Genomic DNA, 23,768 nt, shown 5'->3' with positions numbered 1-23,768 from the left:
TGTATAATTAATCGAGAAAATAATAAAATAGATAATTAATATAACATTAATATATGCTATAAATAAAAACGATAGCTTTGATAGTAATATATGCGAATTTATGGTATTTTATATTCAGAGTTATATTTGTAGTTATTTTAGGCTTTTAAAAGTATTTCTAATTATTAACTTATATTTTAGGGGAGAGGGAGATAAATTGTTCAGTAAGAATGAGTATATTGTTGTAGTATGCCGTGCTTGTTTTATGTTTTATCATAAAGATAATGATTTAAAGGAGAGAATATCCTTTTCAATACAGCCTATACCAAATGTACCATTTTATCACTATCTATTTGAAGGTGATGTTGAAAACTATATTAGAAATGTACAAACCAAAGTTTCTATTAAGAAAGCAACTTTGTATGTATTAATCTCAGATGACGCATTAAGTATAGACATAAGAATATTACAAGAGTTTTTCACTCAATTAGGATGTAGAAAACTAATTTTTTCTAAACAAAATATTCTTTTAAGTAACTATGTAGAAAACTATGTTTCAATATCCTTTACTAATAGAGTTATTGCAGTTTCATATATAATCATGTTTAAAATTATTAAGTACCAAAAGACAAATATGCTTTGCCATCTTGGTACTTAATAGTATTTTATAGTCTCTATGTTAATTTCCACTATTTAATCAATAATAGTATTTAATCTAGAACCTTAAATAGGTTTGCCATTTCTAGTGCATTCATAGCACAATCATATCCTTTATTTCCGGCTTTTGTGCCAGCTCTTTCAATAGCTTGTTCAATATTTTCTGTTGTTACTATTCCAAATATAACAGGTAATTCATTATCCAAAGATACTTTTGCAATGCCTTTAGATACTTCACTACATACATAATCATAATGAGAAGTAGCACCTCTTATAACACATCCTAAACATATTATAGCATCATACTTACCATTCTTAGACATTTTTTGAGCAACAAGAGGAATCTCAAAAGCTCCAGGTACCCAAACTACTTCTATATTTTCCTGAGTAACATCATGTCTTAAAAGGCAATCTTGAGCACCAGATAAAAGTTTTGATGTTATAAATTCATTAAAACGAGAGTTTATTATACCTATTTTTAAGTCTTTTCCAATAAGTTTTCCTTCATATATCATTTTTATTTCCTCCAATTTTATTTAGGTTATAAATTTATATTTTTAGTATGTATACATATTATTGTAATAAAAATTACTTAGTAGAATAAAAATTAAATACCATTAGCTATATAATATCTAATAGATGTCCCATTTTATCCTTCTTAGTTTTTAGATATAATTTATTAAAATCATTGATTTCTTCATTAATAGGAACTCTATGTTCAATCTTTATTCCATATTTTTCTAACTGGTTTATTTTGTCAGGGTTATTACTTAAAAGATTTATACTTTTTATATGTAAGTTTTTTAATATCTGAGCAGCTATATAAAAATCCCTCATATCTTCTTCAAATCCAAGCATTAAATTTGCTTCAACAGTATCATAACCTTCTTCTTGAAGCTTATAAGCTTTAATTTTATTTAAAAGGCCAATACCTCTACCTTCCTGTTTCATATAAATTAAAACACCACTCCCATTTTCTACAATTTTTTTCATAGAAGTTTCTAATTGTAGGCCACAATCACATTTTAAAGAATGAAATACATCACCTGTTAAACATTCAGAATGAAGTCTAACTAGTGTATTTTCTTCATTTACATTTCCGTAAGTAAGTGCAATGTGTTCTTCATTTGAATAAATATCTTTATATCCTATGATTTCAAAATTTCCATATTTTGTTGGAAGAAAAGCACTAGAAATTTTTTCTATAGTGGTTTCATTTCTTTTACGATATTCTATCAAGTCTTTTATAGTAATTATTTTTAAATTATGTTTTTCTTTAAATATCATTAAATCATCAACTCTTGCCATTGTACCATCATCTTTCATTATTTCGCAGATAAGACCAATTTCTTTAAATCCTGCAAGTCTAGCAAGGTCTACAGAAGCTTCTGTATGACCATCTCTAACTAGGACACCTCCAGTTTTTGCGATTAATGGGAATACATGTCCAGGCGTTTTAAAATCTTTACTTGTGGAACTTTCATTACAGAATAGTTTGACAGTCTCAGCTCTCTCATATGCAGATATACCTGTTAAAGTGTCTATGCCATCTATAGTGACAGTAAATGCCGTTTGAAATGTGTCTGTATTTTCTTTAACCATAAGAGGTATATTTAAACTTTTAAATTTTTCTTCAGTAGCAGGTAGACAAATAAGTCCTCTACCATATGTAGCCATAAAGTTTATTGTCTCAGCTGTAGCCATTTCAGCTGCCATCAATAAATCTCCTTCATTTTCTCTACTTTCATCATCAACTACGATTACCATTTTTCCATTTTTGATATCATTAATAGCTTCTTCAATAGTATTAAACATGTAATTCACTCCTTTATTATTTTTAAAAACCATTTTTAAATAAAAATTCTTTATCTATATTTGATTTATAGTTATTACTATTAGAATTTAATTCCTTATAGTTTTTTACAAGAAAATTATTAACATACTTTCCAATTACATCACTTTCTAAATTGACAAAATCTCCAACATTCTTAGTTAAGAGAGTAGTGTTAAATTTAGTATGAGGTATAACAGAAACCTTAAATATTTCATCATCTAGATAAGCTATAGTTAGGCTTACACCATCAATAGCCACAGAGCCTTTGTGTATTATTGTTGATAAAAGTTCTTTGGATGATTGTATGCTTATTAAAACTGCATTTTCATCTTTTTCAAATTTACAAATAGTACCTTTACTATCAACATGACCTGTTACTATGTGTCCACCAAATCTAGAAGAAAGACTCATAGCTCTTTCGAGATTTACTTTATCATTTGGATTTAATGAACTTAAATTTGTGGAACGAACTGTTTCCATCATGACATCAGCAGTAAATTCATTTTTACCTAAACTTGAAACAGTTAAGCAAACTCCATTTACAGCAATACTATCTCCAAGATTTGTGCCATCTAGTATTTTATTTGATTGTATGGTGACTTTTCCACTTTTGCCATTAGCTGTGATTTTTCTAAGTATTCCAACTTCTTCTACTATGCCAGTAAACATTTTGACCTCCTAGACATGTATATTTATAAATTTAATTTAAAACATCAGACTCCACCAAAATATCTCCATCTATTAAAGTTACATTCTTAATTTCTAATTGTATAGCATCTGATAAGTAATTTATTCCCTCTCCAGAAACGAAAGTAGGAGCATCTTTTCCACCTATAATTTTAGGTGATAAAAATAATTTGACTTTATCAACTAAATTGTTTCTAAATAGACTGTCATTAAGTGTAGCACCACCTTCAACTAAAACAGAATCAATTTTTAATTCGCCTAATTTATACATTACAAATTCTAAATCTACCATATTATTTTTTTTAGGAGAAAGTACTACGTCAATATTATTTTTTATTAGAACTGATGATTTTTCACTATCTTCACAACATGTAAAAACTATAGTTTTACTGTTTTTATCTTTAACTAATTTGCTATCAACTGGCAATTTTAAATTTGTGTCTATTATTATTCTTACAGGGTGAGATACATTTTCCTGGTTAAGTCTGCAAGTTAGCAGCGGATTATCATTTAAAACTGTATTTATCCCAACCATTATACATTGATATTTATTTCTATACTTATGACTTAGATATCTTGATGATTCATTAGATATCCATTTTGATTCTAGCGATTTTGTGGCAATCTTGCCATCTAAACTTATTGCTGATTTTACAATACAAAGAGGTTTTTTTGTTTTTATGTAGTAAAAAAATATTTCATTTAATTGTTTTGCTTCTTTTTCTAATACACCTACAGTAACATCAATGTTATTGTCCCTTAGTTTTTTTACTCCATTACCACAAACGATTGGATTTGGGTCTAATGTAGATATTACGACTCTCTTAATCTTATTTTGAATAATTTTATCTACACAAGGAGGTGTTTTGCCATAATGAGAACATGGTTCTAAATTTACATAAAGAGTAGTGTCTTTTAAACTTTGATTAGCACTATTTATAGCATTTATTTCAGCGTGATTAGAGCCAAATTTCTCATGATATCCTTTACCTATTATGTCGTTATCCTTAACAATTACACATCCCACTAATGGATTTGGATTTACAAAACCTTCTCCATTTTTGGCCAATTCAATAGCTTTTTTCATATAATAAATATCTTTTTCTTTTTGACTTATAAATTTCACAATATTTACACCTCCTATTTAAACTTAGATAATTTTCAAACAAAAAACCCTGAGAATTAACTCAGGGTCTAGAATAATCTACAATAAATATTGCATAAATGCTCTACAAAAACACTTATTTAGCATATATCTTCTTCCATCCAGACTTTACTGTCGGCTTTGGAATTTAACCAAATCAACCAAGTTTTAACTCAGCTCGCGGGCTATACCGCCGATTGGGAATTTCACCCTACCCCGAAGATTAAGTATTAATTTTATATTTAGAATGTATCATAAATTATTTTACTTTGCAAACTATTTTTTAAAAAATATATGTTAATATATAATATATAACAGCTAGAAACTTTGGAATAATGCGATTGTGAATATAAAAATAAAAATTTGAACATAATCAGAAAAGAAGTTTAATTAATTTGAATTGGGAGAGAAATATATGAACAAAAAACCTTTAGAAATATTATCAAAATACTATGGATATACAAGTTTTAGAAAAGGCCAAGAGTCCATAATAAATTCTATTTTGAATAAAAAAGATGTATTAGCTATAATGCCAACTGGAGGAGGAAAATCTATATGTTATCAACTTCCAGCATTGATATTAGATGGAATGACAGTAGTGATTTCACCACTTATATCTCTTATGAAAGACCAAGTAGACGCTTTAAAAGCCATGGGAATCAATGCTGCTTTTATAAATAGTTCATTGGGAAACAAAGAATTTAATGAAATATTAAGTAATATTAGAAAAAATACTTATAAAATACTTTATATTGCTCCAGAAAGATTAGATACTCAAGAATTTCTTGAACTAATAAATAATAATGACATAAGCCAAATTGCAATAGATGAAGCACATTGTGTATCTCAATGGGGACATGATTTTAGACTGAGCTATAGAAGGATTTCTACGTTTATCAATAGTTTGTCTAAAAGACCCATAGTCACAGCTTTTACAGCTACTGCATCAGAAGAGGTAAGAGCTGATATAATAAATTTATTGTGTTTAGAGAGTCCAGATTGTTACATAACAGGGTTTGATAGAGAAAACCTAGCAATAAATATAGTAAAATCATCTAGTAAAAATAAATATATTTTAGATTATATTCAAAATCATAAAAATGAGTCTGGAATTATATATACAGCTACTAGAAAAGAAGTTGAAAATATCTATAATGGCTTAGCAAAGAGAAATATATCTGTATCAAAATACCATGCAGGTTTATCTAAAAATGAAAGAAATAAGAATCAAGAAGATTTTATAAATGATAATATAGATATAATGATAGCAACAAATGCATTTGGAATGGGTATTGATAAGCCCAATATAAGATGGGTTATACACTATAATATGCCTCAAAGTGTAGAAAATTACTACCAAGAAATAGGGAGAGCTGGTAGGGATGGAGAAAAAAGTGAATGTATACTTTTATTTTCTCCAGGAGATGTACATATACAAAAATATTTAATAGATATTGGTGTTGAAAATCCTGAAAGAAAATTATTTCAACATAAAAAACTTCAGAATATGATTGATTTAGTCTATAGTAATTCTTGTTATAGAAAGACAATATTAAATTATTTTGGGGAAAATCATGTAGAAAATTGTAATAACTGTAGTAATTGTCTAGTGGAGGGGGAAATAGTAGATAAAACCATAGATGCTCAAAAAGTTATTTCATGTGTAGCTAGAATGAAAAGAAGCTATGGTGTTACTACTATTGTAGATGTACTTAGAGGGTCTAAAAACAAAAAAATTTTACAACTTGGTTTAGATACTTTGTCTACATATAATATTATGAGAGATTATTCAAGTGAAGACTTGAAGAATTTTATAAATACATTAGTTTCTCATGGGTTTTTAGATTTAGTCGAAACTTTAGGTAGCGGAAACAGAGGAAGTTACCCAACTATAAGATTAAATGATATGTCTATGAAAGTTTTGAAGGGTGAGGCAAAGGTAGAATTTAAGGAAATTGTAATGACAAAATCCCTAGAAGTAGAAGATGAATTATATAATGCTTTAAGAGAGTTAAGACACTTAATTGCAAGTGAAGAAAAAATAGCTCCATATATGGTTTTTGGAGATGGAACACTTAGAGCTATGTCTAGTAGTTATCCAGTCAATAAAGAAGAAATGCTAAATATATCTGGAGTAGGAGAAATTAAATATCAAAAATATGGTGAAGATTTTGAAACACTAATCAAGGAATATGTCGAAAAAAATAATATAAATAAAAAAGATAAAGAAAAAAATATCGATTTAACGAATGATAATAGTGAATTTCTTGAAGTTAATACAGATAAAGCTTTATATGAAAGGCTAATAAATATTCGAGAAGAATATGCTAAAAAAGAAAAATTACTTCCATACATGATTTTAACTAATAAAGCTTTGAAAGAAATAAGTGGAAGATATCCCATTGATAAAGAACAATTAAAGGATATTTCAGGTATAGGTGAAGTAAAAATTGAAAAGTATGGGGCTAGTATTTTAGATGAAGTTAAACATTATGTAAAAGAAAATAATATTGATGTTAATTGGGAGAAAAAGAAAAAAAGAAAATTGATACTAGATGGAGAAAGCAGAAAAAACAATGAAATAGCATTAGATTTACTAAATCAAGGGAAGGACATACAAAGTGTTAGCCAAGAAATAGAAGTATCCTTATCTACAGTTATTGGATATGTATATGATTATGTGAAAGATGGGCAGAGTATGTCATTTACATTGGATTTAGAAAGTTTTTATACTGAAGATGAAAAGAAAATGATTTTAGAAGTGTGTGAAAAAATAGGTTATGAAAATTTAAATAACATAAAAAGAAAACTTCCAGATTCAATAAAGTATGAAAATATAAGGGCTGTAATACTTAAAACTTATCTTGAAAATTCGAAAAAAGGTGTATCATTAGAGTAAAGTTAGGTGGATTAAAATATAAAATTTGTATTATTGTGTTGAACTAATATTTTTGCTGTGTTATACTGAATTTGTAAAAATGATAAAAATTTAGAGCTAGGGGCGCTAGAATTGGCTAGCTGAGAGATAAAGCCGTAACTTACAAACCCTAATAACCTGATCAAGATAATGCTTGCGAAGGGAAGCTTTGTAATATAATTTTGTTATATAAATAGATAAATTATTCTGTATAGTGAGAAATTTGTCTAAGTGTATATATGATTATAAGAGTGCTTTCCAAAACAAGGAAAAGCACTTTTTTTATTGTTAAAAACTATAACTTTAATCTTGGAGGAATGTAATATGAATTATACAACGCAAATGGATGCTGCTAGAAAAGGCATAATAACTAAAGAAATGGAAATCGTTTCTCAAAAGGAACAAGTAGATGTAAATGAATTAAGAGAATTAATAGCAAAGGGACAAGTTGTTATACCTGCTAACAAAAATCATAAATCCTTAAGTGCAGAAGGTGTAGGTAAAAATTTAAGAACAAAGATAAATGTAAACCTAGGAATTTCAAGAGATTGTAAGAATATAGAAAATGAACTTGAAAAAGTTAAAGTGGCAATAGACATGAAAGCTGAAGCAATAATGGATTTAAGTAACTATGGAAAAACTAGAGAATTTAGAGAAAAAGTTGTTGAAATGTCACCTGCAATGATAGGTTCGGTTCCTATGTATGATGCAGTAGGGTATTTAGAAAAAGAACTAAAGGATATAACAGAAGAAGAATTTTTAAATGTAATAAGACAACATGCTATTGACGGAGTTGATTTTATTACTATACATGCTGGTCTTACTAGAAGTGTTTGCCAAAAGATAAAAAATCATGAAAGATTGACTCATATAGTATCTCGAGGAGGTTCATTATTATTTGCTTGGATGGAGTTAAATAATAAAGAAAATCCTATTTATACTAATTTTGATAAGATTTTAGATATATGTGAAGAATATGATGTCACATTAAGTTTAGGAGATGCTTGCAGACCTGGTTGTATAAAAGATTCTACAGATGGTGTTCAGATTCAAGAACTTGTTGTATTAGGAGAGCTTACTAAAAGAGCATGGGAAAGAAATGTACAAGTCATGATAGAAGGCCCTGGTCATATGGCTATTGATGAAATAGAAGCAAATGTAGTGTTAGAAAAAAGACTATGTCATGGAGCGCCTTTTTATGTTCTTGGACCATTGGTTACGGATATAGCACCAGGTTATGACCATATAACTAGTGCAATAGGAGGAGCATTAGCATGTGCTAAAGGAGTAGATTTTTTATGCTACGTAACTCCAGCAGAACACTTAAGATTACCTAATTTAGATGATATGAAAGAAGGGATAATAGCTGCTAAAATAGCTGCTCATGCAGGAGATATAGCTAAGAATGTTAAAGGAGCTCGTGAGTGGGATAACAAAATGAGTAAAGCTAGAGCAGATTTAGACTGGTGTGAAATGTTTAGACTTGCAATAGACCCTGAAAAGGCTAAAAGATATAGAGATGAGTCAACTCCTACTCATGAAGATAGTTGTACTATGTGTGGAAAAATGTGTTCAATGAGAACAGTTAAGAAAATATTAAACAATGAGGAACTTAATTTAATATAATTTGTACCAAGGATTGGTTGAATAAAGTCAAAAGGAGGAGGTGAGTTAGTGAAGGTTAATGGCAAGAATATTGAATTCAAAGAAAATTTAACTGTTATAGATTTGTTGAATAAATATAACTTAAAGAGTGATAGAGTTGTAGTTGAGATAAATCTAGAAATAGTTGAAGAATCTAATTACAATACATATATATTAAAGGATGAAGATGTTGTAGAACTTATTGGCTTTATTGGAGGTGGTTAAAATAAAAATCTTTGTAAATGAAATATTAACAGATGTTGAAGAAAATACAACTGCCTATAAAGTTAGAGATAATTATAATCACAAATGTGATGTATTGGTGTTGAATGGATATCCAATTAAAGCTGACATTCCACTTTCTGAAAATGATAAATTAACACTTATACAAAAAGGGGTTAAGCCTTCTTTTGATGAGCTAGAAAGCTTGTTGATAGCTAGGCATACTCCAAATGTGCATAATAAATTAAAAAAAGGAAGAGTTGCTATATTGGGACTAGGTGGACTTGGATCCAATATAGCTATCTCTTTAGCTCGAATTGGAGTTGGAGAACTTCTACTTATAGATTATGATGTTGTAGAGCCATCTAACTTAAATAGACAGCAATACTTTATAGACGATATAGGAAAACTAAAAACAGATGCTATGGTTGAAAATATAACAAAAATTAATCCATTTGTAAAATTAAAAACGCAAAATGTTTTTTTAAATAAATACAATATGGATGTACTTAAAGAGGCAGATTTGATAATTGAAGCTTTCGATGATGCTTCATGTAAAGCACAAGTTTGTAATTATACCTTACTAAACTTGAAAGATAAATATTTGATAGCATCATCAGGTATGGCAGGTTATTATGATTCAAATATAATAACTACTAAGAAAATAAGAGATAGATTTTATATATGTGGAGATTTTGTAAATGAAGCTAAATTTGGAAAAGGACTTATGGCACCAAGAGTAGCTATTTGCGCAAATCATATGGCAAATTTGGCAACACAAATACTTATAGATATGTAAATGCGTGAGTCACAAAATAAAAAGATTGAAAATTGAAAAAGTTAAGACTGGGAGGAAAGAAAATGGATAAATTAGTACTTGGAGGACATGAATTTAATAGTAGATTATTGGTTGGAACAGGTAAATATGGCTCAAATGATATATTGCCTAAAGTAATCAAAGAAAGTGGAAGCGAAATAATAACAATGGCACTTAGAAGAGTAGATTTAGATAATAAACAAGAAAATATCTTAACATATATTCCAAAAGAAATGACTATACTTCCAAATACATCAGGAGCTACTAATGCAGAAGAAGCTGTAAGAATAGCTAGAATATCTAGAAAAATGGGTTGTGGAGACTTTATAAAAATAGAAGTAATATCAGATACTAGATACTTACTTCCTGATAATGAAGAAACTATAAAAGCTACAAAAATACTTGCTGATGAGGGATTTATAGTACTTCCATATATGACACCAGACCTTTATGCTGGAAGAAGACTTATAGAAGCTAAAGCAGCAGCGGTTATGCCTCTTGGTGCTCCAATTGGTTCAAATAGAGGTCTTCAAATGAAAGAAATGATAAAAATAATGATAGATGAATTAGATATACCAATAATAGTTGATGCAGGTATTGGTAAACCGTCTCAAGCTATGGAAGCTATGGAAATGGGAGCTGATGCAGTACTTGTTAATACTGCTATAGCTTCAGCAGGTGACCCGGTGCAAATGGCTAGAGCATTTAAGTTAGCTGTAGAAGGTGGACGAGAAGCTTATATAGCAAAAGCAGGAAGTGTATCAGAATTTGCAAACGCATCTTCTCCTTTAACAGGTTTTTTAGGCAATTTATAGAAAGTGGTGATTGATGATGAGTTTTTATGAGGTAATAGAAAAATATAGGGATTTTGATTTTGATGGATATTTAAATAATGTTACAGACAATGATGTTTTAAGAAGTTTATCAAAAGACAAACTTGAGGATTTTGATATATTAAATTTACTTTCTGAAACTGCTGTAAAATATTTAGAAGCTATGGCACAAAAAGCACATAAATTAAGTGTTCAATATTTTGGAAAGACAGTCTGTCTATATACCCCAATGTATATAGCAAATTACTGTGTAAATCAATGTGTTTATTGTAGTTACAATATAAAAAGTGGAATAAAAAGAAAAAAACTAACTATGGATGAAATTAGAGAGGAAGGAAATGAAATTTCAAAAGAAGGTTTCAAACACCTACTTGTTTTAACTGGTGAAAGTAGTTTTCATTCAAGTGTAGAATATATAGGTGAAGCTATAGAAATATTAAGAGATAAATTTCCATCTATAGGAATTGAAGTATATCCGATGGAAGTAGATGAATATAAGTATATTGTAGACAAAGGTGTTGAAGGTCTAACTGTATACCAAGAGACTTATGATGAGGAAATATATAAAAGAGTACATTTAAAAGGGCCAAAATCAAATTATAAATTTAGATTAGATGCTCCTGAAAGAGGAGCAAAGGCAGGTATGAGAACTCTATCAATAGGAGCGCTTTTAGGATTAAATGATTTTAGAAAAGAGACCTTCTTTACGATATTGCATGGGAAATATCTAAAAACAAAATATCCTCATATTGAGCTTTCATATTCAACACCAAGAATGAGACCATTCAAAGGTTGTTTTGAAGAATTAGTAGATATAAGTGATACTGATTTAGTTCAAGCTATGGTTTGTATGAGACTGTTTGACCCTCATGCAGCTTTAAATATATCTACTAGAGAAAATTTAGAAATGAGAAGTCATATAATACCTTTAGGGGTAACTAAATTAAGTGCAGATGTATCTACAGATGTAGGAGGTCATTCTCAAGATGAACATGATACTGCTCAATTCAAAATAAATGATGAAAGTACTGTTGAAGATATAGAGAAAATGCTAAATTCAATTGGTTATCAACATGTATTTAAAGATTGGGAAAGATTTTAGATGTATTTGATAACAAATAGAAATTTATGTAGTGAGGAACGATACTTAGAGGTTATTAAAGAATCTATATTGAATGGCGTAGAAAATATTATAATAAGAGAAAAAGATTTAGAATATGAAGCATTAAAAGATTTATATATAAAGATAAAAAAGAAAATCAAGTGCATTAATTTTCAAGAAAAAATATTGGATGAAAGCTTGAAGAACAGTATAAAAAAGAAAGAAAATAATGATGCCTTTAACGTAAACTTCATAATAAATAGTAATATAGAATTTTTTGAAAAGATAGATTGTCAAGGTATTCATCTTCCATTTAAATTGTTTTTGAATTTACTGGGAAATAGGTATAATTTCAATAAAAATAAAATATTGGGATTATCATTACATAAAGTAGAAGAAGTAAAGTATCTAGAAGGAATAATAAGAAAACAAAATATAAAAATAGATTACATAACATTATCACATATATATGAAACTAAGTGTAAAGAAAATTTATTGCCAAAAGGAATTGAACTTTTAAAGGAAGCTAAGAAAATTACTGATATTAAGATAGTTGCACTTGGAGGAATTCTACCATCTAATGTCAAAGAAACATTAAAATACTGTGATGATTTTGCTGTAATGTCAACTATAATGAAATCTAAAAATATTGAAGAAACAATATCAAATTATAATGAAAAAATTCAATTAGCAAAATAGGAAGTAAAGTATTTAAATTGAATAAAAATAAAAAAAGCTATCTTTTAAAATCTAAAAGAGAGCTTTTTTATTTTGTATCTTTGCTAATAAAAAATTGTAAAAAGGGAAAACTTTAGTCAGAGAGATTAAAAAATATCCTATATAGATTCAAAATTTAGTAAAGTATGGAGGACATTATAATGATTGACAGTAAGAAGAAACGATTTATTATACCACACACTTTTACAATTATATTCTTGCTAATAGTCTTAATGGCAATATTAACTTGGATAGTACCAAGTGGTGAATTTAGTAGAGAAGATGTAGAAGGTAGGATGGTTGTTGTACCAGGGACTTATCAAAGTGTAGAAAGTAATCCTCAAGGATTTACAGATGTTTTTAAAGCGCCTATAGAAGGTTTTATTGATTCAGCAGAAGTTGTAGGATTTGTTTTAATAGTTGGAGGTGCTTTTGGTATTGTAAATAGAACTGGAGCTATAGAAGCAGGAATAGCATCAGTTATATCGAAGTTTAAAGGAAAAGAACTACTTATAATTCCGATATCAATGATTTTATTTGGTCTTGGAGGTACTACATTTGGGATGGCAGAAGAAACATTACCATTTTATATGATATTTGTTCCACTTATGACATCCTTAGGATATGATTCTCTAACCGCCATTGCGATTGTATTTATAGGAGCAGCGGCAGGAGCGGCTGCATCGACAATAAATCCATTCTCAGTTGGTATTGCACAAGCACTAGCTCAACTTGCTCCTGGTTCAGGAGTAGCATATAGAGTAGTGATTTTTATAGCATATATATTAATCAGTATAGCGTTTGTAATGTATTATGCTAAAAAAGTTAAAGAAAACCCTGAAAGCTCAATAGTGTATGAGATAGATAAAAATAATAAATCAATACTTAATCATACTTCAACTGAAATAAAAGAGTTTACTTTTAAAGAAGTATCTGTTCTTGCTATATTTGGAATAGGAATGGCGATAATGATTTGGGGTGTTTTAAGCCAAGGATGGTATATCCCAGAAATATCAATGTGTTTTGCTGCGATAGGTGTACTTTCTGGATTAGTTGGTAGATTGTCACAAAGTGAAATTTCTGATAGTTTCATAGATGGAGCAAAAGATTTAGCATCAGCTGCTCTTGCAATAGCTTTAGCTCGTGGAATTGTAATAATTGCTCAAAATGGATTCATAATAGATACTATATTAAATTCTGCAGCAAGCTTTTTAGGTGGACTTCCAAAGGTTATATTTGTATATCTATCATTTTTCTTGGAAGCTGCGTTGGCATTTTTGATTCCATCATCTTCAGGACTTGCTTCACTTACAGTGCCTGTTCTTGCTCCTCTTGGTGATTTAGTTAATATATCAGCTCAAGTTATAGTAACTGCTTATCAATTTGGGGTAGGTCTTACAAACTTTATAACTCCAACATCTGGAGTACTAATGGGAGCACTTGCGGTAGCTCATGTTCCTTTTTCAAAATGGGTAAAATTTATAATGCCTATATTGTTGATTTTAACAGCTGTATCTTTAGTTTTTTTAACAATAGGTATTTATATAGGTTTTTAATTTAAGAGAGTTTAATTTAATATATTTAGAAATTATATAAAATACTAAAAATATGATTATTAATAAATTGCCACCATAAATTTTTTGGTGGCAATTTATTTTATAAATGTTTCATTTCAATATTAAAACAAATTATAGCTTCCTTTAAGAAGAAGTTGCTTTATTTTATTATATTTATAATTATTTATTTAGGAGTATGAGCTCTAAATTTATTTCTATAATGAAGCAATAAATATAATAAAGGTATTGCAAACCATATGAACTGGCATGCTGTTGTGACTGTAGCTGAATCAAAGTAAAAACTCAATATAATCATTCCAATAGCTATAACAAATGATAAATACGCAAAAATCTTACTTGCCTTTTTCCATATTTTTTCATCTCCAATGGCCCAAGCATATTTAGTATCTATGTTCTTATAAATTTGTAGCTTAGGTAATAAATTACCAAAATACATAATTATAATGGCATTTATTATAACTGATACTTTGTCGTTAATTTCATAAGAAAATATCTCATCTATACCTAGTAAAGGAATGATAAACCTTCCAACTGCGACTATTAAAAATAACATTTGTAACCTTCTTGCAGTTTTAACTTTTGGGTTATCTTTTGAAAAACCTAAAATTTCTGGTGCATTTACATAGTTTATAATTAATAATGCTACAAGTAATATTAAACCTATATTTTCCATAATAACCGTTGCCAAAACCTTATAAAACTTTATAAAGTATGTTTAATTATTGTTTCAACGTATCTGATTTTGCAAGTCAAACTACAACAAGCTACTTTCATTTGATGTGATACTCCACAATCGTAAATTCGGATACAATGCATCCTACATATTAGCATTATCTTTTTGGTGATTTATGCTAATTTATAATTTGAAAGATTAATTGAAGCATTTAAATCTCTATCAATAGATAATCCACATTTGCAATTATAATATCTATTTTTAAGTTTTAAATCTTTCTTAACCTCACCACATTGACTACAAGTTTTTGATGATGGATAAAATCTACCTGCTATAACTAACTCTATTCCTCTAAACTTACACTTGTATTCAAGTTGTCGTCTAAATTCATAGAAGCCTTGTTTTGTAATAGCTTTTGATAAATGCTTATTTTTCATCAAATTAGAAACTGATAAATCTTCTATTACAACTCTGTATGGTTTGGCTTTCACTATACTCGTTGTAGTTTGATGAAGATAGTTATTTCTAATATTTGCAAGTCTTCTGTGCATTAGTTGTATTTGCTTTTCAAGTTTTATAATATTGTTAGTTTTGACATACTCCTTTCCTTTTTTATTATTTTCATACTTACAAGAAACTTGACGTTGCAACCTACGAAGTTTCTTATCTAATTTTCTAACTACATAAGTTTTATTTATGTTCTTGTAGACTATACCATCAGAACAAATTGCTAAGTCTTTTAGTCCTAAGTCTATTCCTAATGATACATCTGTTAACTCTTCTTTAATTTCTTCTTGCTCTATACCTACTGAAATGTACCAATACTTGTTATCATAACTTATTCTTGGATTACTATATTTAACTCCAGTAGGTAATTGTTCATTAGTTCTTATCCAACCAACTTTTTCAATATTAACTAACTTTCCTTCCTTTACTTTTAACTTACAGTTATCATTGTAGAAGGACTTCTTACTTTTCCTTCTACTCTTAAATATTGGTTTATCTGATAAGCCTTTGAAAAATCTCCTGTAACTATCACAAGCATCTTTAACTGATTGTTTCGCTACATTATTAGATACTTCTTTAAGACAACTTAATTCAGATTTCTTTAATTTAGTTATTTCTTTTCTTAGTTCGTTATCTGAAATAAACTTACCACCATTTTTATAATTTTCTTCTTGTTTCGCAAGTGTCCAATTATATATAAATCTAGCAGTACCTACTGATTGCCACAACTTTTGCTCTTGAAGTTGACTTGGATACAATCTAACTTTTTTCGCTAGTATCATCTTCTATCAACTCCTTTATCATCTTCTTGGCTTTATTACCTCTCTTGCCTTGAAGCCTACAACTAAAAACTGTGATTATCTGTATCATATCTTCAACTAACTCTTGTTGCTCTGCTTTTTCAGTATTGTCAATTTTAACAGTTGCAACTCTCCTATATCTTTTTAAAAATATCCAAGAAGTTTCCAAGTACTTCTTGAAGGACTGATAAATTAATAGAATAAATCAAAAATTGTCCCATTTTTTCTGAGCTAATAAGTTCTGCATCTTTTAAAATATCTAAATGTTTAGATATTGCTGGTTTAGACATATTAAAATGACTTGCTATTTCTCCTGCATTCATATCTCTTTCATTAAGTAATTTTAAAATTTCTCTTCTAGTTTCATCACTTAATGCTTTAAATACTTTTACCATAATATCCTCCTTGCTATAGATATAAATATTTAACTAATTAGTTAAATATTTATATCTATAGTATACTCGTATTAGGAAAAAAAATCCACTATTTTTATAACTTCATTATTACGAAATCTTTTAATTTTATCTGATATTTTAATTCTAATTTGAAATATATATGAAGGTTTTTGGAGAATACTTACTTATAATAGGAAAAAATGTTAAAATAAGAATGTAGTTAAATATAAAGAACTGAAATAGCTAACAGTTATTAAACATAGGAGTGTAAAAATTTATGGGATTAAAAGAATTTGATTTTATTGAAGAGTCTATAGAAATGTTGAGGACAATGTCTCCAACATTAGAAACTATATCAGATGAAATAGAAGAGTACTTTGAAAATATCTTGGATGAAAAAAATCAAGAGTATATAAATGTAACCTCTAGAATAAAATCAGAATCAAGTTTACGGGAAAAGATAATTAGAAATAGATATTTAAAAAAATATGGGGAGGCAAGTAATCTTATTCATAATGTATCTGATTTAATAGGACTAAGAATTGAGTGTAGATTTATTGAGGATGAAAATAAGATATATAGGCTTTTAAGAAGATACTTTAATAAAACAGATGATAAAATAAACTACTATAATAAAGAAAATAAAAATATTAAATTAAAATTGTCTGAAAGACAACCTAATAAGCAAAAAAATGGATTTGAAATATATAAGATAGATGGAGTTTTTGCATATTTAGATAGAGAAGTAAAATTTGAACTTCAAATTAAATCTCTTGTAAATGTGTTTTGGAGTGAGATTGAACATAAAATAATTTATAAAAATAACACATATTTACTTGCTGATAAATTTATAAAGGATATGATGGACTCTATAAAGAATAATCTTACTATGATAGATAATCAGCTTTTGAGTATTTATAAAAACTTTCACTCAGGAAAGTCTTTTAACATGAAAGGAAGTAAAAAAGAAATTGAAAAGCTCTTTGCAAAATTAGTGTACGATGCTTTTTCAGAAAAGATGAATAAAAGTATAGGTTTTGTTGTGGATTTTAAAAAGCCATGTGAAACTATATTAAGTTATTCTTTTAATAAACAAGATATAAGCGATGAAGTTTTAGGTAATTTTATGCTCGATGAGTTTGCAAGATTAAATGAAATTGTAAATAAAGATATAGATTTTAATGACCAAATAGAGTTTGAAAGAGAACCTACATTTGATGATAAATTCTGTAATGATTTAGGAAATCATTTTAGAAGTAGACTAAATACGGAGTTTCCATGGAACTTATTTTTTAGGATATTGTTTGAAATAGAACCATGTAATAACACTGAAGACTTTGAAAACTTTGTAGAGTTTATAAAGGAAAATGTATTGCTTGAAGAAAATAGAGAACAACTCTTATGTCAATTTGAAGAAGATAGTAAATTTATAATTGAAGATATATATAATTGTATTTTTAATAGTATAAGTGAAGTTGATAGTGTTGAAATTTTATATAACTATAATCTTGAAAAAATCAATTTTACATCAAGTGAAATTATAAATTGTATCTGTAGAGAGTATGAGTGTTATAGTGAATATTTAGAAGAAAAAGAAAAACTTATGAATGCATTTAAAGAAAAAATTATTCAGGTTTTTGAGTAGTCAATCAATATTGAAATGGCGCAATAGCGCCATTTTTCAAATATATATAAATAAAAGTATTTTAGAGGAGGCGATTTGTATAGAGAGAACAGGTGTAATTTTAGCAGGAGGGAAAAGCTCTAGAATGGGGAAAGATAAAGCTTTTTTAGAATTACATGAAAAGCCTTTTATTGAAATTGCAATAGAAGTTTTTAAAAATTTTGATGAAGTAATAATAGTATCTAATAATGAAGAATTATATTCAAAATATAACATTAAAGTTTATAATGATATAATAAAAAATGTTGGTCCAATAGGAGGAATATATACTGCTCTTGAACATGCAAAGTATGATATAGTTACAGTTGCATGTGATATGCCGTATCTAAATAATGAAATAGTCGAAAAAATAGCTGATGAAATGGATGATAAAAGTGTAATTTCAGTAACAAATGGAAAGTTACAACCATTGTGTTCTGGATACAAAAAGAGTATAATAAATAAAGTATCTTTATGTATAGGGAAAAATGATTTGAAGCTTAGAACTCTTATAGAAAAAATAGATAAAAGCTATATATACTTTGATAACGAAGATTTATTTTTAAATGTAAATACTATTGATGAGTATAAAAAATTGACTGAAGTTTAATTAGCTACGGTTGTAAAATAGAGTAGGATTTATATGGAGGAGAATTTATGAATTTACTTAAATGTGATTCTTGGGCAGTGATATTAAATAATAGTGACGAAGGAAGCAAAGCATATAAAATATTAGATGAACTTAAAAAGAATATGTACAAAGTTGTTGCTATAGATGAAGAGAAAAAGAATATTGAAGGTATAGATGTATATGAGTGTCTAAAAGACGTACCACACAATATTGATGTTGTAGCTATTATAGATAAGCAGTCTAAGATGGATGCCATTTTAGAAGAGATAGAACTTTTAGACATACAAAATATCTGGTTTGAAAAAGGAAGCTTTAGTGAAATGATTATTAAAAAAATTAAGGATTTAAAATTGAATGTAGAATACAATTTAAGTTTATATGATGAGTTAACTAAGTAAAATTATATATAGAAATGATTAAGAACATAATTGGTTAACGAAATATCTTATTTTATAATATAGATTTCCTAGATAAAGTATCAAATTAAAAGATTTATTAAGAAAATTCCTATTTACATGATATAATATATTAAACAGGAATATTAAGGAGTTGATATATTATGTTAATAGTAACTACAGAAAAAGTAGAAGGAAAAAAAATAGCAGAAGTGTTAGGATTAGTTAGAGGAAGTACAATAAGAGCAAAACATGTTGGAAAAGATATAGGAGCAAGCTTTAAGAATCTTGTTGGTGGAGAACTTACAGGATATAATGAAATGCTTACAGAAGCAAGACAAATTGCAATAGGCAGAATGGTTGAAGATGCAGAATCTAAAGGTGCAAATGCAATAATAGCATTTAGATTGTCTTCAGCTTCAGTTATGCAAGGAGCAGCAGAAATGCTTGCTTATGGAACAGCAGTTATTTTAGAAGATAACAATGATATAGCTGAAAAATAAAGTATAAGTAATTAGAAAGAGACATCTTTTATAAATTTTATGGATGTCTCTTTTTGTTTGAAAAATATCAGGTAAAAGTAATTTTTAACCATTATGATAATAAAATAAGATGATATTATATAAATAAGTAAAATTATATTATATAATATAAAGTATAGACTTTAAAATTTTTATTAGTAGGAGAAAATATGAACAATGTTATAATAGTTAGAGGAGCTGGAGATTTAGCAACAGCAGTTATACACAAGTTACATAACTGTGGTTTTAAAATAATTGCTTTAGAAGTTGAAACTCCTCTTGCAATAAGAAGGAAAGTTTCTTTTAGTGAGGCTATTTATGAAAAGGAAGTTTCTGTGGAAGGTGTCTATTGTGTGTATTGCAAAGATAAAACAGAAATAAAAAAAGCTTTAAATAAAAGAAAAGTGGCGCTAATAATAGACCCAAAAGGTAAATATATAGATGAAATACGTCCTGTAGCAGTTATAGATTGTATACTTGCAAAAAAAAATATTGGAACAAATAAAGCGATGGCATCACTTACAATAGCTTTGGGTCCAGGGTTTTGTGCAGGTAAAGATGTAGATATAGTTATTGAAACTATGAGAGGACATAATTTAGGAAAAGTGATAAGAGAAGGATATGCTTTAAAAAATACAGGAATACCAGGTGCTATATTGGGTATAACTAAAGACCGAGTTTTTTATTCTGAGAACGTTGGAATAATAGAAACTATATGTAATATAGGAGATGTAGTTAAAAAAGGAGATATAATATGTTATATCACTGAAAAAAATGGAAATAAAATAGAAGTGAAAACTTCTTTAGATGGTGTTTTGAGAGGCATATTGAAAAATGGTTCACAAATAGAAAAAGGATTAAAGATATTGGATATAGACCCTCGAATGGAAGAAGTAAAAAATTCATTTACGATATCAGATAAAGGACGTTGTATAGCAGGAGCAGTTTTAGAAGCATTATTATCAGAAGGAATATTACCAGAATAGGTTCTATTAAATAGATTTTTTATTTATAAAAGTTTAATTTATATGTAAAGGGGTGAAACCATATGTTTAATGTAGCAATTATAACACTTAGTGATAAGGGCTATGAAGGGAAAAGAGAAGACATAACAGGCAAAAAATTAACTGAATTTGTTGAAAATACAGGGAATTATAAAGTTATTGAATATGTGTTGATAAAAGATGATAAGGAAATGTTAAAGGAAAATATTATAAAAATTTGTGACAGTAATAAAGTAGATTTAATTCTTACCAATGGAGGTACTGGATTTTCAAAGAGAGATATAACTCCAGAGGCTACTAAAGATGTTTTAGAAAGAGAGATACCAGGTCTTAGTGAATACATGAGAATGAAATCTACAGAAATTACTAAAAAAGCTATACTAAGTAGGGGTGTAAGTGGAATAAGGAATAATTCTATAATAATAAATTTACCTGGAAGTCCCAAAGGTGCAGTTGAAAATCTAAGCTTCATTATTGATGTCTTAGACCATGGCATAGAAATTTTAAGAGGAGAAGCCACAGAATGTGCCACTAATAACAAAAAATAGTATATAATTCAGATAGATAAAAAATAGACAAAGAGGTAGATAAAGTATGATTGATAAGTATGGAAGAAAAATAGACTACCTTCGTATTTCACTTACAGATAAGTGTAATTTAAGGTGTGTTTATTGTATGCCACCAGATGTTAAATTTGAAAAAAATTATATAAACGATAATCTAAGTTTTGAAGACTATAAATTTATTATAAAGGCTATGTCAGAACAAGGGATAACAAAGGTTAGATTTACTGGAGGAGAGCCTCTTTTATATCCCAATTTAAATGAACTTATAAGGTTTACAAGAGAAGAATGTGGAATAGAAAATATAGGAATGACAACTAATGCTCTTGGACTTTCTGATAGAATATTTGAGCTTAAAGAATGTGGTCTGAATAAAGTAAATATAAGCTTAGATTCTTTAAAGGAATATAAATATAAATCTGTGACAAGAGGCGGCAATTTAAAAGAAGTATTAAAATCGATTGAGTCATGTTTAAATTTAGGTATAAAAGTAAAAGTAAATTGTGTTGCCATAAATGGATTTAATGATGATGAGCTTAAAGACTTTATGTTTTTAACAGTTAAATCACCAATTGATGTAAGATTTATTGAACTTATGCCATTAGGTGAAGCTAATAGAGTCTACAAAAAAGGATATTTTAATGTAAAAGAAATGGTTGAAAAAATATATGGTTTATATAAAGTTAAAAATGATGAAAAAAGTACAGCAGAATATTATAAGTTTAAAGGAGCAAAAGGAAGAATAGGAATTATAACTCCATTAAGCTGTTCATTTTGCAACACTTGTAATCGTATTAGACTTACCTCTAGTGGTGCAATAAAACTGTGTCTACATTCAAAAGAAGAAATAGATATAAAACCACTTTTACATAAACCATTGTTATTTAGAGAAACTATGAAAGATATAATAAAAGAAAAGCCAGAAAAACATCATTTAATAGAAAATAAATGTAGTGATACAAATAGACGTATGTATGAAATTGGAGGATAGGTAATGTTAACGCACATAAATGAAAAAGGGTATGCTAAAATGGTAGATATAAGTGAAAAAGATGATACTAAGAGAACTGCTATAGCAACAGCTACGATTACTCTTGGCAAAGAAGCTTTAGAAAAGGTAAAAAATGGACAAATAAAAAAGGGAGATGTATTATCCGTAGCTCAAGTTGCAGGGATAATGGGAGCTAAAAATACATCTTCAAATATACCAATGTGCCATCAAATTAAATTGGTTGGATGTGATTTAGAATTTGAGATAGATGATTCTATGTCTGCTATTAAAATATATGCAACCTGTAAATCGCTTGGCAAAACTGGTGTAGAAATGGAAGCATTAAATGCTTGTTCTTTAGCAGCGCTTACAATTTATGATATGTGTAAAGCAGTTGATAAAAAGATGGTCATAAGCAATATACATCTTGTGGAGAAAACTGGTGGAAAATCAGGTGATTTTAAGTTTGAATAATTTAAGAATATATGGGTGAAAATTTGGAGGAAATATGGCTAAAGTAGTGTCAATAAATATAAGTGACAGAAAGGGTGTCATTAAGGTTCCTGTGCAATGTGCAGAACTAAAAATAAATTATGGAATAGTTGGAGATGCACATGCAGGAAACTGGCATCGTCAAATAAGTTTACTTGGAAAAGAAAGTATAGATAAAATGAAAATGAGAGGCTTTGACCAATTAAAATTTGGAGACTTTGCTGAAAATATAACTACAGAGGGAATAGAAGTATTTTCATTACCTGTTGGTACAAAATTAAAGATAGGCAAATGTGAAGTTGAAGTAACTCAAATAGGGAAAAAGTGTCATAATGGATGTGAGATTAAAAAATTAACAGGGGACTGTGTAATGCCACGCGAAGGAATTTTTGTTAAGGTTTTAAAAGAAGGAGTTATAAATATTGGAGATTCAATAGATATAATTCAATAAAAATTTGATTAAACTTAAAATAAATTTCTGATTATATTTAAAAATTTTCTTAAATGTTCGTATAGCCTTGTTTTATAGGCTGTTCGGACATTTTTACTGTCAGGAGATACTTCACAATATTTCAGAATGTGTAGTGTAAAGTATTTTAAATAGATAGATTTAACAATATAACATACTGTTGTATAATATGAGATATGATTAATAAATTAAATATGGGAGGAGAGATACTCATATGCGGAAAAAGAAAGAGGAAGATTTTTAAAATATCAGAGGTTTTATTAAAAGAAAATGAGAAGAAGCTTTACACGAAAAAACATTCTTTTGCAGATGTAAGTGTAAGGAAATATTACTCAGGAACTCATTCGATTGTACTCATCATTAATGGCATAGAACAAGATAAGTTAGATTTTGAATTGAATGTATAATTTTACCTGAGTAACAAGTAGTATCCATCATATAAAATGAAAATAATTTGTAAAATTATATTCAATTGTATATAAAAATAATATAAAATTTTATTAAATTTAAAAAATACAAAATATAAATACAGTA

General features: G+C 28.1%; 26 protein-coding genes, 1 pseudogene and 2 riboswitches. Of the genes and pseudogenes, 19 read left to right on the top strand and 8 right to left on the bottom strand.

All coding sequences use genetic code 11. The annotated features are described in order from the left end of the window. Positions 1-196 precede the first annotated feature (196 nt). Entirely contained in the window at positions 197-637 is a 441-nt protein-coding gene (locus KGF36_RS10280) for a hypothetical protein (RefSeq protein ID WP_227828414.1), read from the top strand. Positions 638-689: 52 nt separating this feature from the next. On the opposite strand, the gene ribE is transcribed toward KGF36_RS10280, so the two are convergent. From ribE to ribD, 4 genes are all read right to left on the bottom strand, one after another. Further along, positions 690-1,151, bottom strand: a complete 462-nt coding sequence (gene ribE / locus KGF36_RS10275) for a 6,7-dimethyl-8-ribityllumazine synthase (RefSeq protein WP_227483246.1) — start codon at positions 1,149-1,151, stop codon at positions 690-692. Between the two features lie 106 nt (positions 1,152-1,257). Then, the gene (locus tag KGF36_RS10270) at positions 1,258-2,451 is read right to left on the bottom strand and encodes a bifunctional 3,4-dihydroxy-2-butanone-4-phosphate synthase/GTP cyclohydrolase II (protein WP_227828415.1); all 1,194 of its coding nucleotides are present in this window, start codon (positions 2,449-2,451) and stop codon (positions 1,258-1,260) included. 22 nt (positions 2,452-2,473) lie between these two features. Continuing rightward, positions 2,474-3,139: a riboflavin synthase gene (locus KGF36_RS10265; RefSeq protein ID WP_227828416.1), complete on the bottom strand. Its 666-nt coding sequence runs from the start codon at positions 3,137-3,139 to the stop codon at positions 2,474-2,476. Between the two features lie 31 nt (positions 3,140-3,170). Further along, positions 3,171-4,283: a bifunctional diaminohydroxyphosphoribosylaminopyrimidine deaminase/5-amino-6-(5-phosphoribosylamino)uracil reductase RibD gene (ribD, locus tag KGF36_RS10260; RefSeq protein WP_227828417.1), complete on the bottom strand. Its 1,113-nt coding sequence runs from the start codon at positions 4,281-4,283 to the stop codon at positions 3,171-3,173. 124 nt (positions 4,284-4,407) lie between these two features. Continuing rightward, positions 4,408-4,529, bottom strand: a riboswitch (FMN riboswitch). A gap of 187 nt (positions 4,530-4,716) precedes the next feature. Here ribD and recQ point away from each other — a divergent pair. From recQ to KGF36_RS10220, 8 genes are all read left to right on the top strand, one after another. Continuing rightward, positions 4,717-7,200, top strand: a complete 2,484-nt coding sequence (gene recQ / locus KGF36_RS10255) for a DNA helicase RecQ (protein WP_227828418.1) — start codon at positions 4,717-4,719, stop codon at positions 7,198-7,200. A gap of 88 nt (positions 7,201-7,288) precedes the next feature. Continuing rightward, a riboswitch (TPP riboswitch) is annotated at positions 7,289-7,400 on the top strand. A gap of 142 nt (positions 7,401-7,542) precedes the next feature. After that, positions 7,543-8,844: a phosphomethylpyrimidine synthase ThiC gene (gene thiC / locus KGF36_RS10250; protein ID WP_227433195.1), complete on the top strand. Its 1,302-nt coding sequence runs from the start codon at positions 7,543-7,545 to the stop codon at positions 8,842-8,844. A 48-nt stretch (positions 8,845-8,892) separates the two neighbouring features. Beyond that, complete coding sequence (gene thiS, locus KGF36_RS10245; protein WP_227828419.1) at positions 8,893-9,087, top strand: sulfur carrier protein ThiS; 195 nt, start codon at positions 8,893-8,895, stop codon at positions 9,085-9,087. Further along, entirely contained in the window at positions 9,074-9,883 is an 810-nt protein-coding gene (gene thiF / locus KGF36_RS10240) for a thiamine biosynthesis protein ThiF (protein WP_227854700.1), read from the top strand. Before thiS ends, thiF begins: the two co-directional genes overlap by 14 nt. A gap of 62 nt (positions 9,884-9,945) precedes the next feature. Beyond that, entirely contained in the window at positions 9,946-10,716 is a 771-nt protein-coding gene (locus KGF36_RS10235) for a thiazole synthase (protein ID WP_227828421.1), read from the top strand. Between the two features lie 16 nt (positions 10,717-10,732). After that, on the top strand, positions 10,733-11,836 hold the full coding sequence (gene thiH / locus KGF36_RS10230; protein ID WP_227828422.1) for a 2-iminoacetate synthase ThiH: 1,104 nt from the start codon (positions 10,733-10,735) through the stop codon (positions 11,834-11,836). After that, entirely contained in the window at positions 11,837-12,535 is a 699-nt protein-coding gene (locus tag KGF36_RS10225) for a thiamine phosphate synthase (protein ID WP_227828423.1), read from the top strand. Positions 12,536-12,714: 179 nt separating this feature from the next. Then, positions 12,715-14,109: a YfcC family protein gene (locus KGF36_RS10220; RefSeq protein WP_227828424.1), complete on the top strand. Its 1,395-nt coding sequence runs from the start codon at positions 12,715-12,717 to the stop codon at positions 14,107-14,109. Between the two features lie 184 nt (positions 14,110-14,293). On the opposite strand, the gene KGF36_RS10215 is transcribed toward KGF36_RS10220, so the two are convergent. The 4 genes and pseudogenes from KGF36_RS10215 to KGF36_RS10200 form a co-directional block, all read right to left on the bottom strand. Then, complete coding sequence (locus KGF36_RS10215; RefSeq protein WP_227828425.1) at positions 14,294-14,803, bottom strand: SdpI family protein; 510 nt, start codon at positions 14,801-14,803, stop codon at positions 14,294-14,296. A gap of 173 nt (positions 14,804-14,976) precedes the next feature. Further along, the gene (locus KGF36_RS10210; RefSeq protein ID WP_227828426.1) at positions 14,977-16,092 is read right to left on the bottom strand and encodes a transposase; all 1,116 of its coding nucleotides are present in this window, start codon (positions 16,090-16,092) and stop codon (positions 14,977-14,979) included. After that, positions 16,070-16,225 (bottom strand): annotated as a pseudogene (locus KGF36_RS10205) (IS607 family transposase); the annotation flags it as partial. The gene KGF36_RS10210 and the pseudogene KGF36_RS10205, both read right to left, overlap by 23 nt. A 19-nt stretch (positions 16,226-16,244) precedes the next feature. Further along, the gene (locus KGF36_RS10200; RefSeq protein WP_227828427.1) at positions 16,245-16,505 is read right to left on the bottom strand and encodes an autorepressor SdpR family transcription factor; all 261 of its coding nucleotides are present in this window, start codon (positions 16,503-16,505) and stop codon (positions 16,245-16,247) included. 277 nt (positions 16,506-16,782) lie between these two features. Here KGF36_RS10200 and KGF36_RS10195 point away from each other — a divergent pair, with 277 nt between their 5' ends. From KGF36_RS10195 to KGF36_RS10150, 10 genes are all read left to right on the top strand, one after another. After that, positions 16,783-18,150, top strand: a complete 1,368-nt coding sequence (locus KGF36_RS10195) for a GTP pyrophosphokinase family protein (protein WP_227828428.1) — start codon at positions 16,783-16,785, stop codon at positions 18,148-18,150. A gap of 124 nt (positions 18,151-18,274) precedes the next feature. Further along, the gene (locus tag KGF36_RS10190; RefSeq protein ID WP_255287807.1) at positions 18,275-18,778 is read left to right on the top strand and encodes a molybdenum cofactor guanylyltransferase; all 504 of its coding nucleotides are present in this window, start codon (positions 18,275-18,277) and stop codon (positions 18,776-18,778) included. Between the two features lie 47 nt (positions 18,779-18,825). Beyond that, a complete protein-coding gene (locus KGF36_RS10185; protein ID WP_227828430.1) occupies positions 18,826-19,197 on the top strand; it encodes a CoA-binding protein in 372 nt (123 codons plus the stop codon). Between the two features lie 161 nt (positions 19,198-19,358). Continuing rightward, a complete protein-coding gene (locus tag KGF36_RS10180) occupies positions 19,359-19,697 on the top strand; it encodes a heavy metal-binding domain-containing protein (protein ID WP_227828431.1) in 339 nt (112 codons plus the stop codon). A 188-nt stretch (positions 19,698-19,885) separates the two neighbouring features. Then, entirely contained in the window at positions 19,886-20,701 is an 816-nt protein-coding gene (gene yqeB / locus KGF36_RS10175) for a selenium-dependent molybdenum cofactor biosynthesis protein YqeB (RefSeq protein WP_227828432.1), read from the top strand. Positions 20,702-20,763: 62 nt separating this feature from the next. Further along, positions 20,764-21,267, top strand: coding sequence for a molybdenum cofactor biosynthesis protein B (locus tag KGF36_RS10170; protein ID WP_227828433.1), 504 nt, complete (start codon positions 20,764-20,766; stop codon positions 21,265-21,267). 46 nt (positions 21,268-21,313) lie between these two features. After that, positions 21,314-22,273 carry a GTP 3',8-cyclase MoaA gene (moaA, locus tag KGF36_RS10165; RefSeq protein ID WP_227828434.1) on the top strand — a complete coding sequence of 320 codons (960 nt, stop codon included), beginning with the start codon at positions 21,314-21,316 and terminating at the stop codon, positions 22,271-22,273. A 3-nt stretch (positions 22,274-22,276) separates the two neighbouring features. Continuing rightward, positions 22,277-22,747 (top strand): cyclic pyranopterin monophosphate synthase MoaC, encoded by a 471-nt coding sequence (moaC, locus tag KGF36_RS10160; RefSeq protein ID WP_227828435.1) that lies wholly within the window; start codon positions 22,277-22,279, stop codon positions 22,745-22,747. A 34-nt stretch (positions 22,748-22,781) separates the two neighbouring features. Further along, on the top strand, positions 22,782-23,216 hold the full coding sequence (locus KGF36_RS10155; protein WP_227828436.1) for an MOSC domain-containing protein: 435 nt from the start codon (positions 22,782-22,784) through the stop codon (positions 23,214-23,216). A 194-nt stretch (positions 23,217-23,410) separates the two neighbouring features. Then, positions 23,411-23,641 carry a hypothetical protein gene (locus KGF36_RS10150; protein WP_413840993.1) on the top strand — a complete coding sequence of 77 codons (231 nt, stop codon included), beginning with the start codon at positions 23,411-23,413 and terminating at the stop codon, positions 23,639-23,641. Positions 23,642-23,768 lie beyond the last annotated feature (127 nt).

It is taken from the genome of Clostridioides sp. ZZV14-6009 (assembly GCF_020658095.1).
Classification (GTDB): Bacteria; Bacillota; Clostridia; order Peptostreptococcales; family Peptostreptococcaceae; genus Clostridioides.
Note: the sequence above shows the minus strand (reverse complement) of the source record. Positions and strands in the feature narration are given on the sequence as shown.

What these genes read in the sequence shown, in the direction of transcription:
- ribE (WP_227483246.1), bottom strand. Translation starts at nt 1,151, where the DNA reads ATGATATATGAAGGAAAACTTATTGGAAAAGACTTAAAAATAGGTATA.
- KGF36_RS10270 (WP_227828415.1), bottom strand. Translation starts at nt 2,451, where the DNA reads ATGTTTAATACTATTGAAGAAGCTATTAATGATATCAAAAATGGAAAA.
- KGF36_RS10265 (WP_227828416.1), bottom strand. Translation starts at nt 3,139, where the DNA reads ATGTTTACTGGCATAGTAGAAGAAGTTGGAATACTTAGAAAAATCACA.
- recQ (WP_227828418.1), top strand. Translation starts at nt 4,717, where the DNA reads ATGAACAAAAAACCTTTAGAAATATTATCAAAATACTATGGATATACA.
- thiC (WP_227433195.1), top strand. Translation starts at nt 7,543, where the DNA reads ATGAATTATACAACGCAAATGGATGCTGCTAGAAAAGGCATAATAACT.
- KGF36_RS10235 (WP_227828421.1), top strand. Translation starts at nt 9,946, where the DNA reads ATGGATAAATTAGTACTTGGAGGACATGAATTTAATAGTAGATTATTG.
- thiH (WP_227828422.1), top strand. Translation starts at nt 10,733, where the DNA reads ATGAGTTTTTATGAGGTAATAGAAAAATATAGGGATTTTGATTTTGAT.
- KGF36_RS10225 (WP_227828423.1), top strand. Translation starts at nt 11,837, where the DNA reads ATGTATTTGATAACAAATAGAAATTTATGTAGTGAGGAACGATACTTA.
- KGF36_RS10220 (WP_227828424.1), top strand. Translation starts at nt 12,715, where the DNA reads ATGATTGACAGTAAGAAGAAACGATTTATTATACCACACACTTTTACA.
- KGF36_RS10215 (WP_227828425.1), bottom strand. Translation starts at nt 14,803, where the DNA reads ATGGAAAATATAGGTTTAATATTACTTGTAGCATTATTAATTATAAAC.
- KGF36_RS10210 (WP_227828426.1), bottom strand. Translation starts at nt 16,092, where the DNA reads ATGATACTAGCGAAAAAAGTTAGATTGTATCCAAGTCAACTTCAAGAG.
- KGF36_RS10200 (WP_227828427.1), bottom strand. Translation starts at nt 16,505, where the DNA reads ATGGTAAAAGTATTTAAAGCATTAAGTGATGAAACTAGAAGAGAAATT.
- KGF36_RS10195 (WP_227828428.1), top strand. Translation starts at nt 16,783, where the DNA reads ATGGGATTAAAAGAATTTGATTTTATTGAAGAGTCTATAGAAATGTTG.
- KGF36_RS10190 (WP_255287807.1), top strand. Translation starts at nt 18,275, where the DNA reads ATGGGGAAAGATAAAGCTTTTTTAGAATTACATGAAAAGCCTTTTATT.
- KGF36_RS10185 (WP_227828430.1), top strand. Translation starts at nt 18,826, where the DNA reads ATGAATTTACTTAAATGTGATTCTTGGGCAGTGATATTAAATAATAGT.
- KGF36_RS10180 (WP_227828431.1), top strand. Translation starts at nt 19,359, where the DNA reads ATGTTAATAGTAACTACAGAAAAAGTAGAAGGAAAAAAAATAGCAGAA.
- yqeB (WP_227828432.1), top strand. Translation starts at nt 19,886, where the DNA reads ATGAACAATGTTATAATAGTTAGAGGAGCTGGAGATTTAGCAACAGCA.
- KGF36_RS10170 (WP_227828433.1), top strand. Translation starts at nt 20,764, where the DNA reads ATGTTTAATGTAGCAATTATAACACTTAGTGATAAGGGCTATGAAGGG.
- moaA (WP_227828434.1), top strand. Translation starts at nt 21,314, where the DNA reads ATGATTGATAAGTATGGAAGAAAAATAGACTACCTTCGTATTTCACTT.
- moaC (WP_227828435.1), top strand. Translation starts at nt 22,277, where the DNA reads ATGTTAACGCACATAAATGAAAAAGGGTATGCTAAAATGGTAGATATA.
- KGF36_RS10155 (WP_227828436.1), top strand. Translation starts at nt 22,782, where the DNA reads ATGGCTAAAGTAGTGTCAATAAATATAAGTGACAGAAAGGGTGTCATT.
- KGF36_RS10150 (WP_413840993.1), top strand. Translation starts at nt 23,411, where the DNA reads ATGATTAATAAATTAAATATGGGAGGAGAGATACTCATATGCGGAAAA.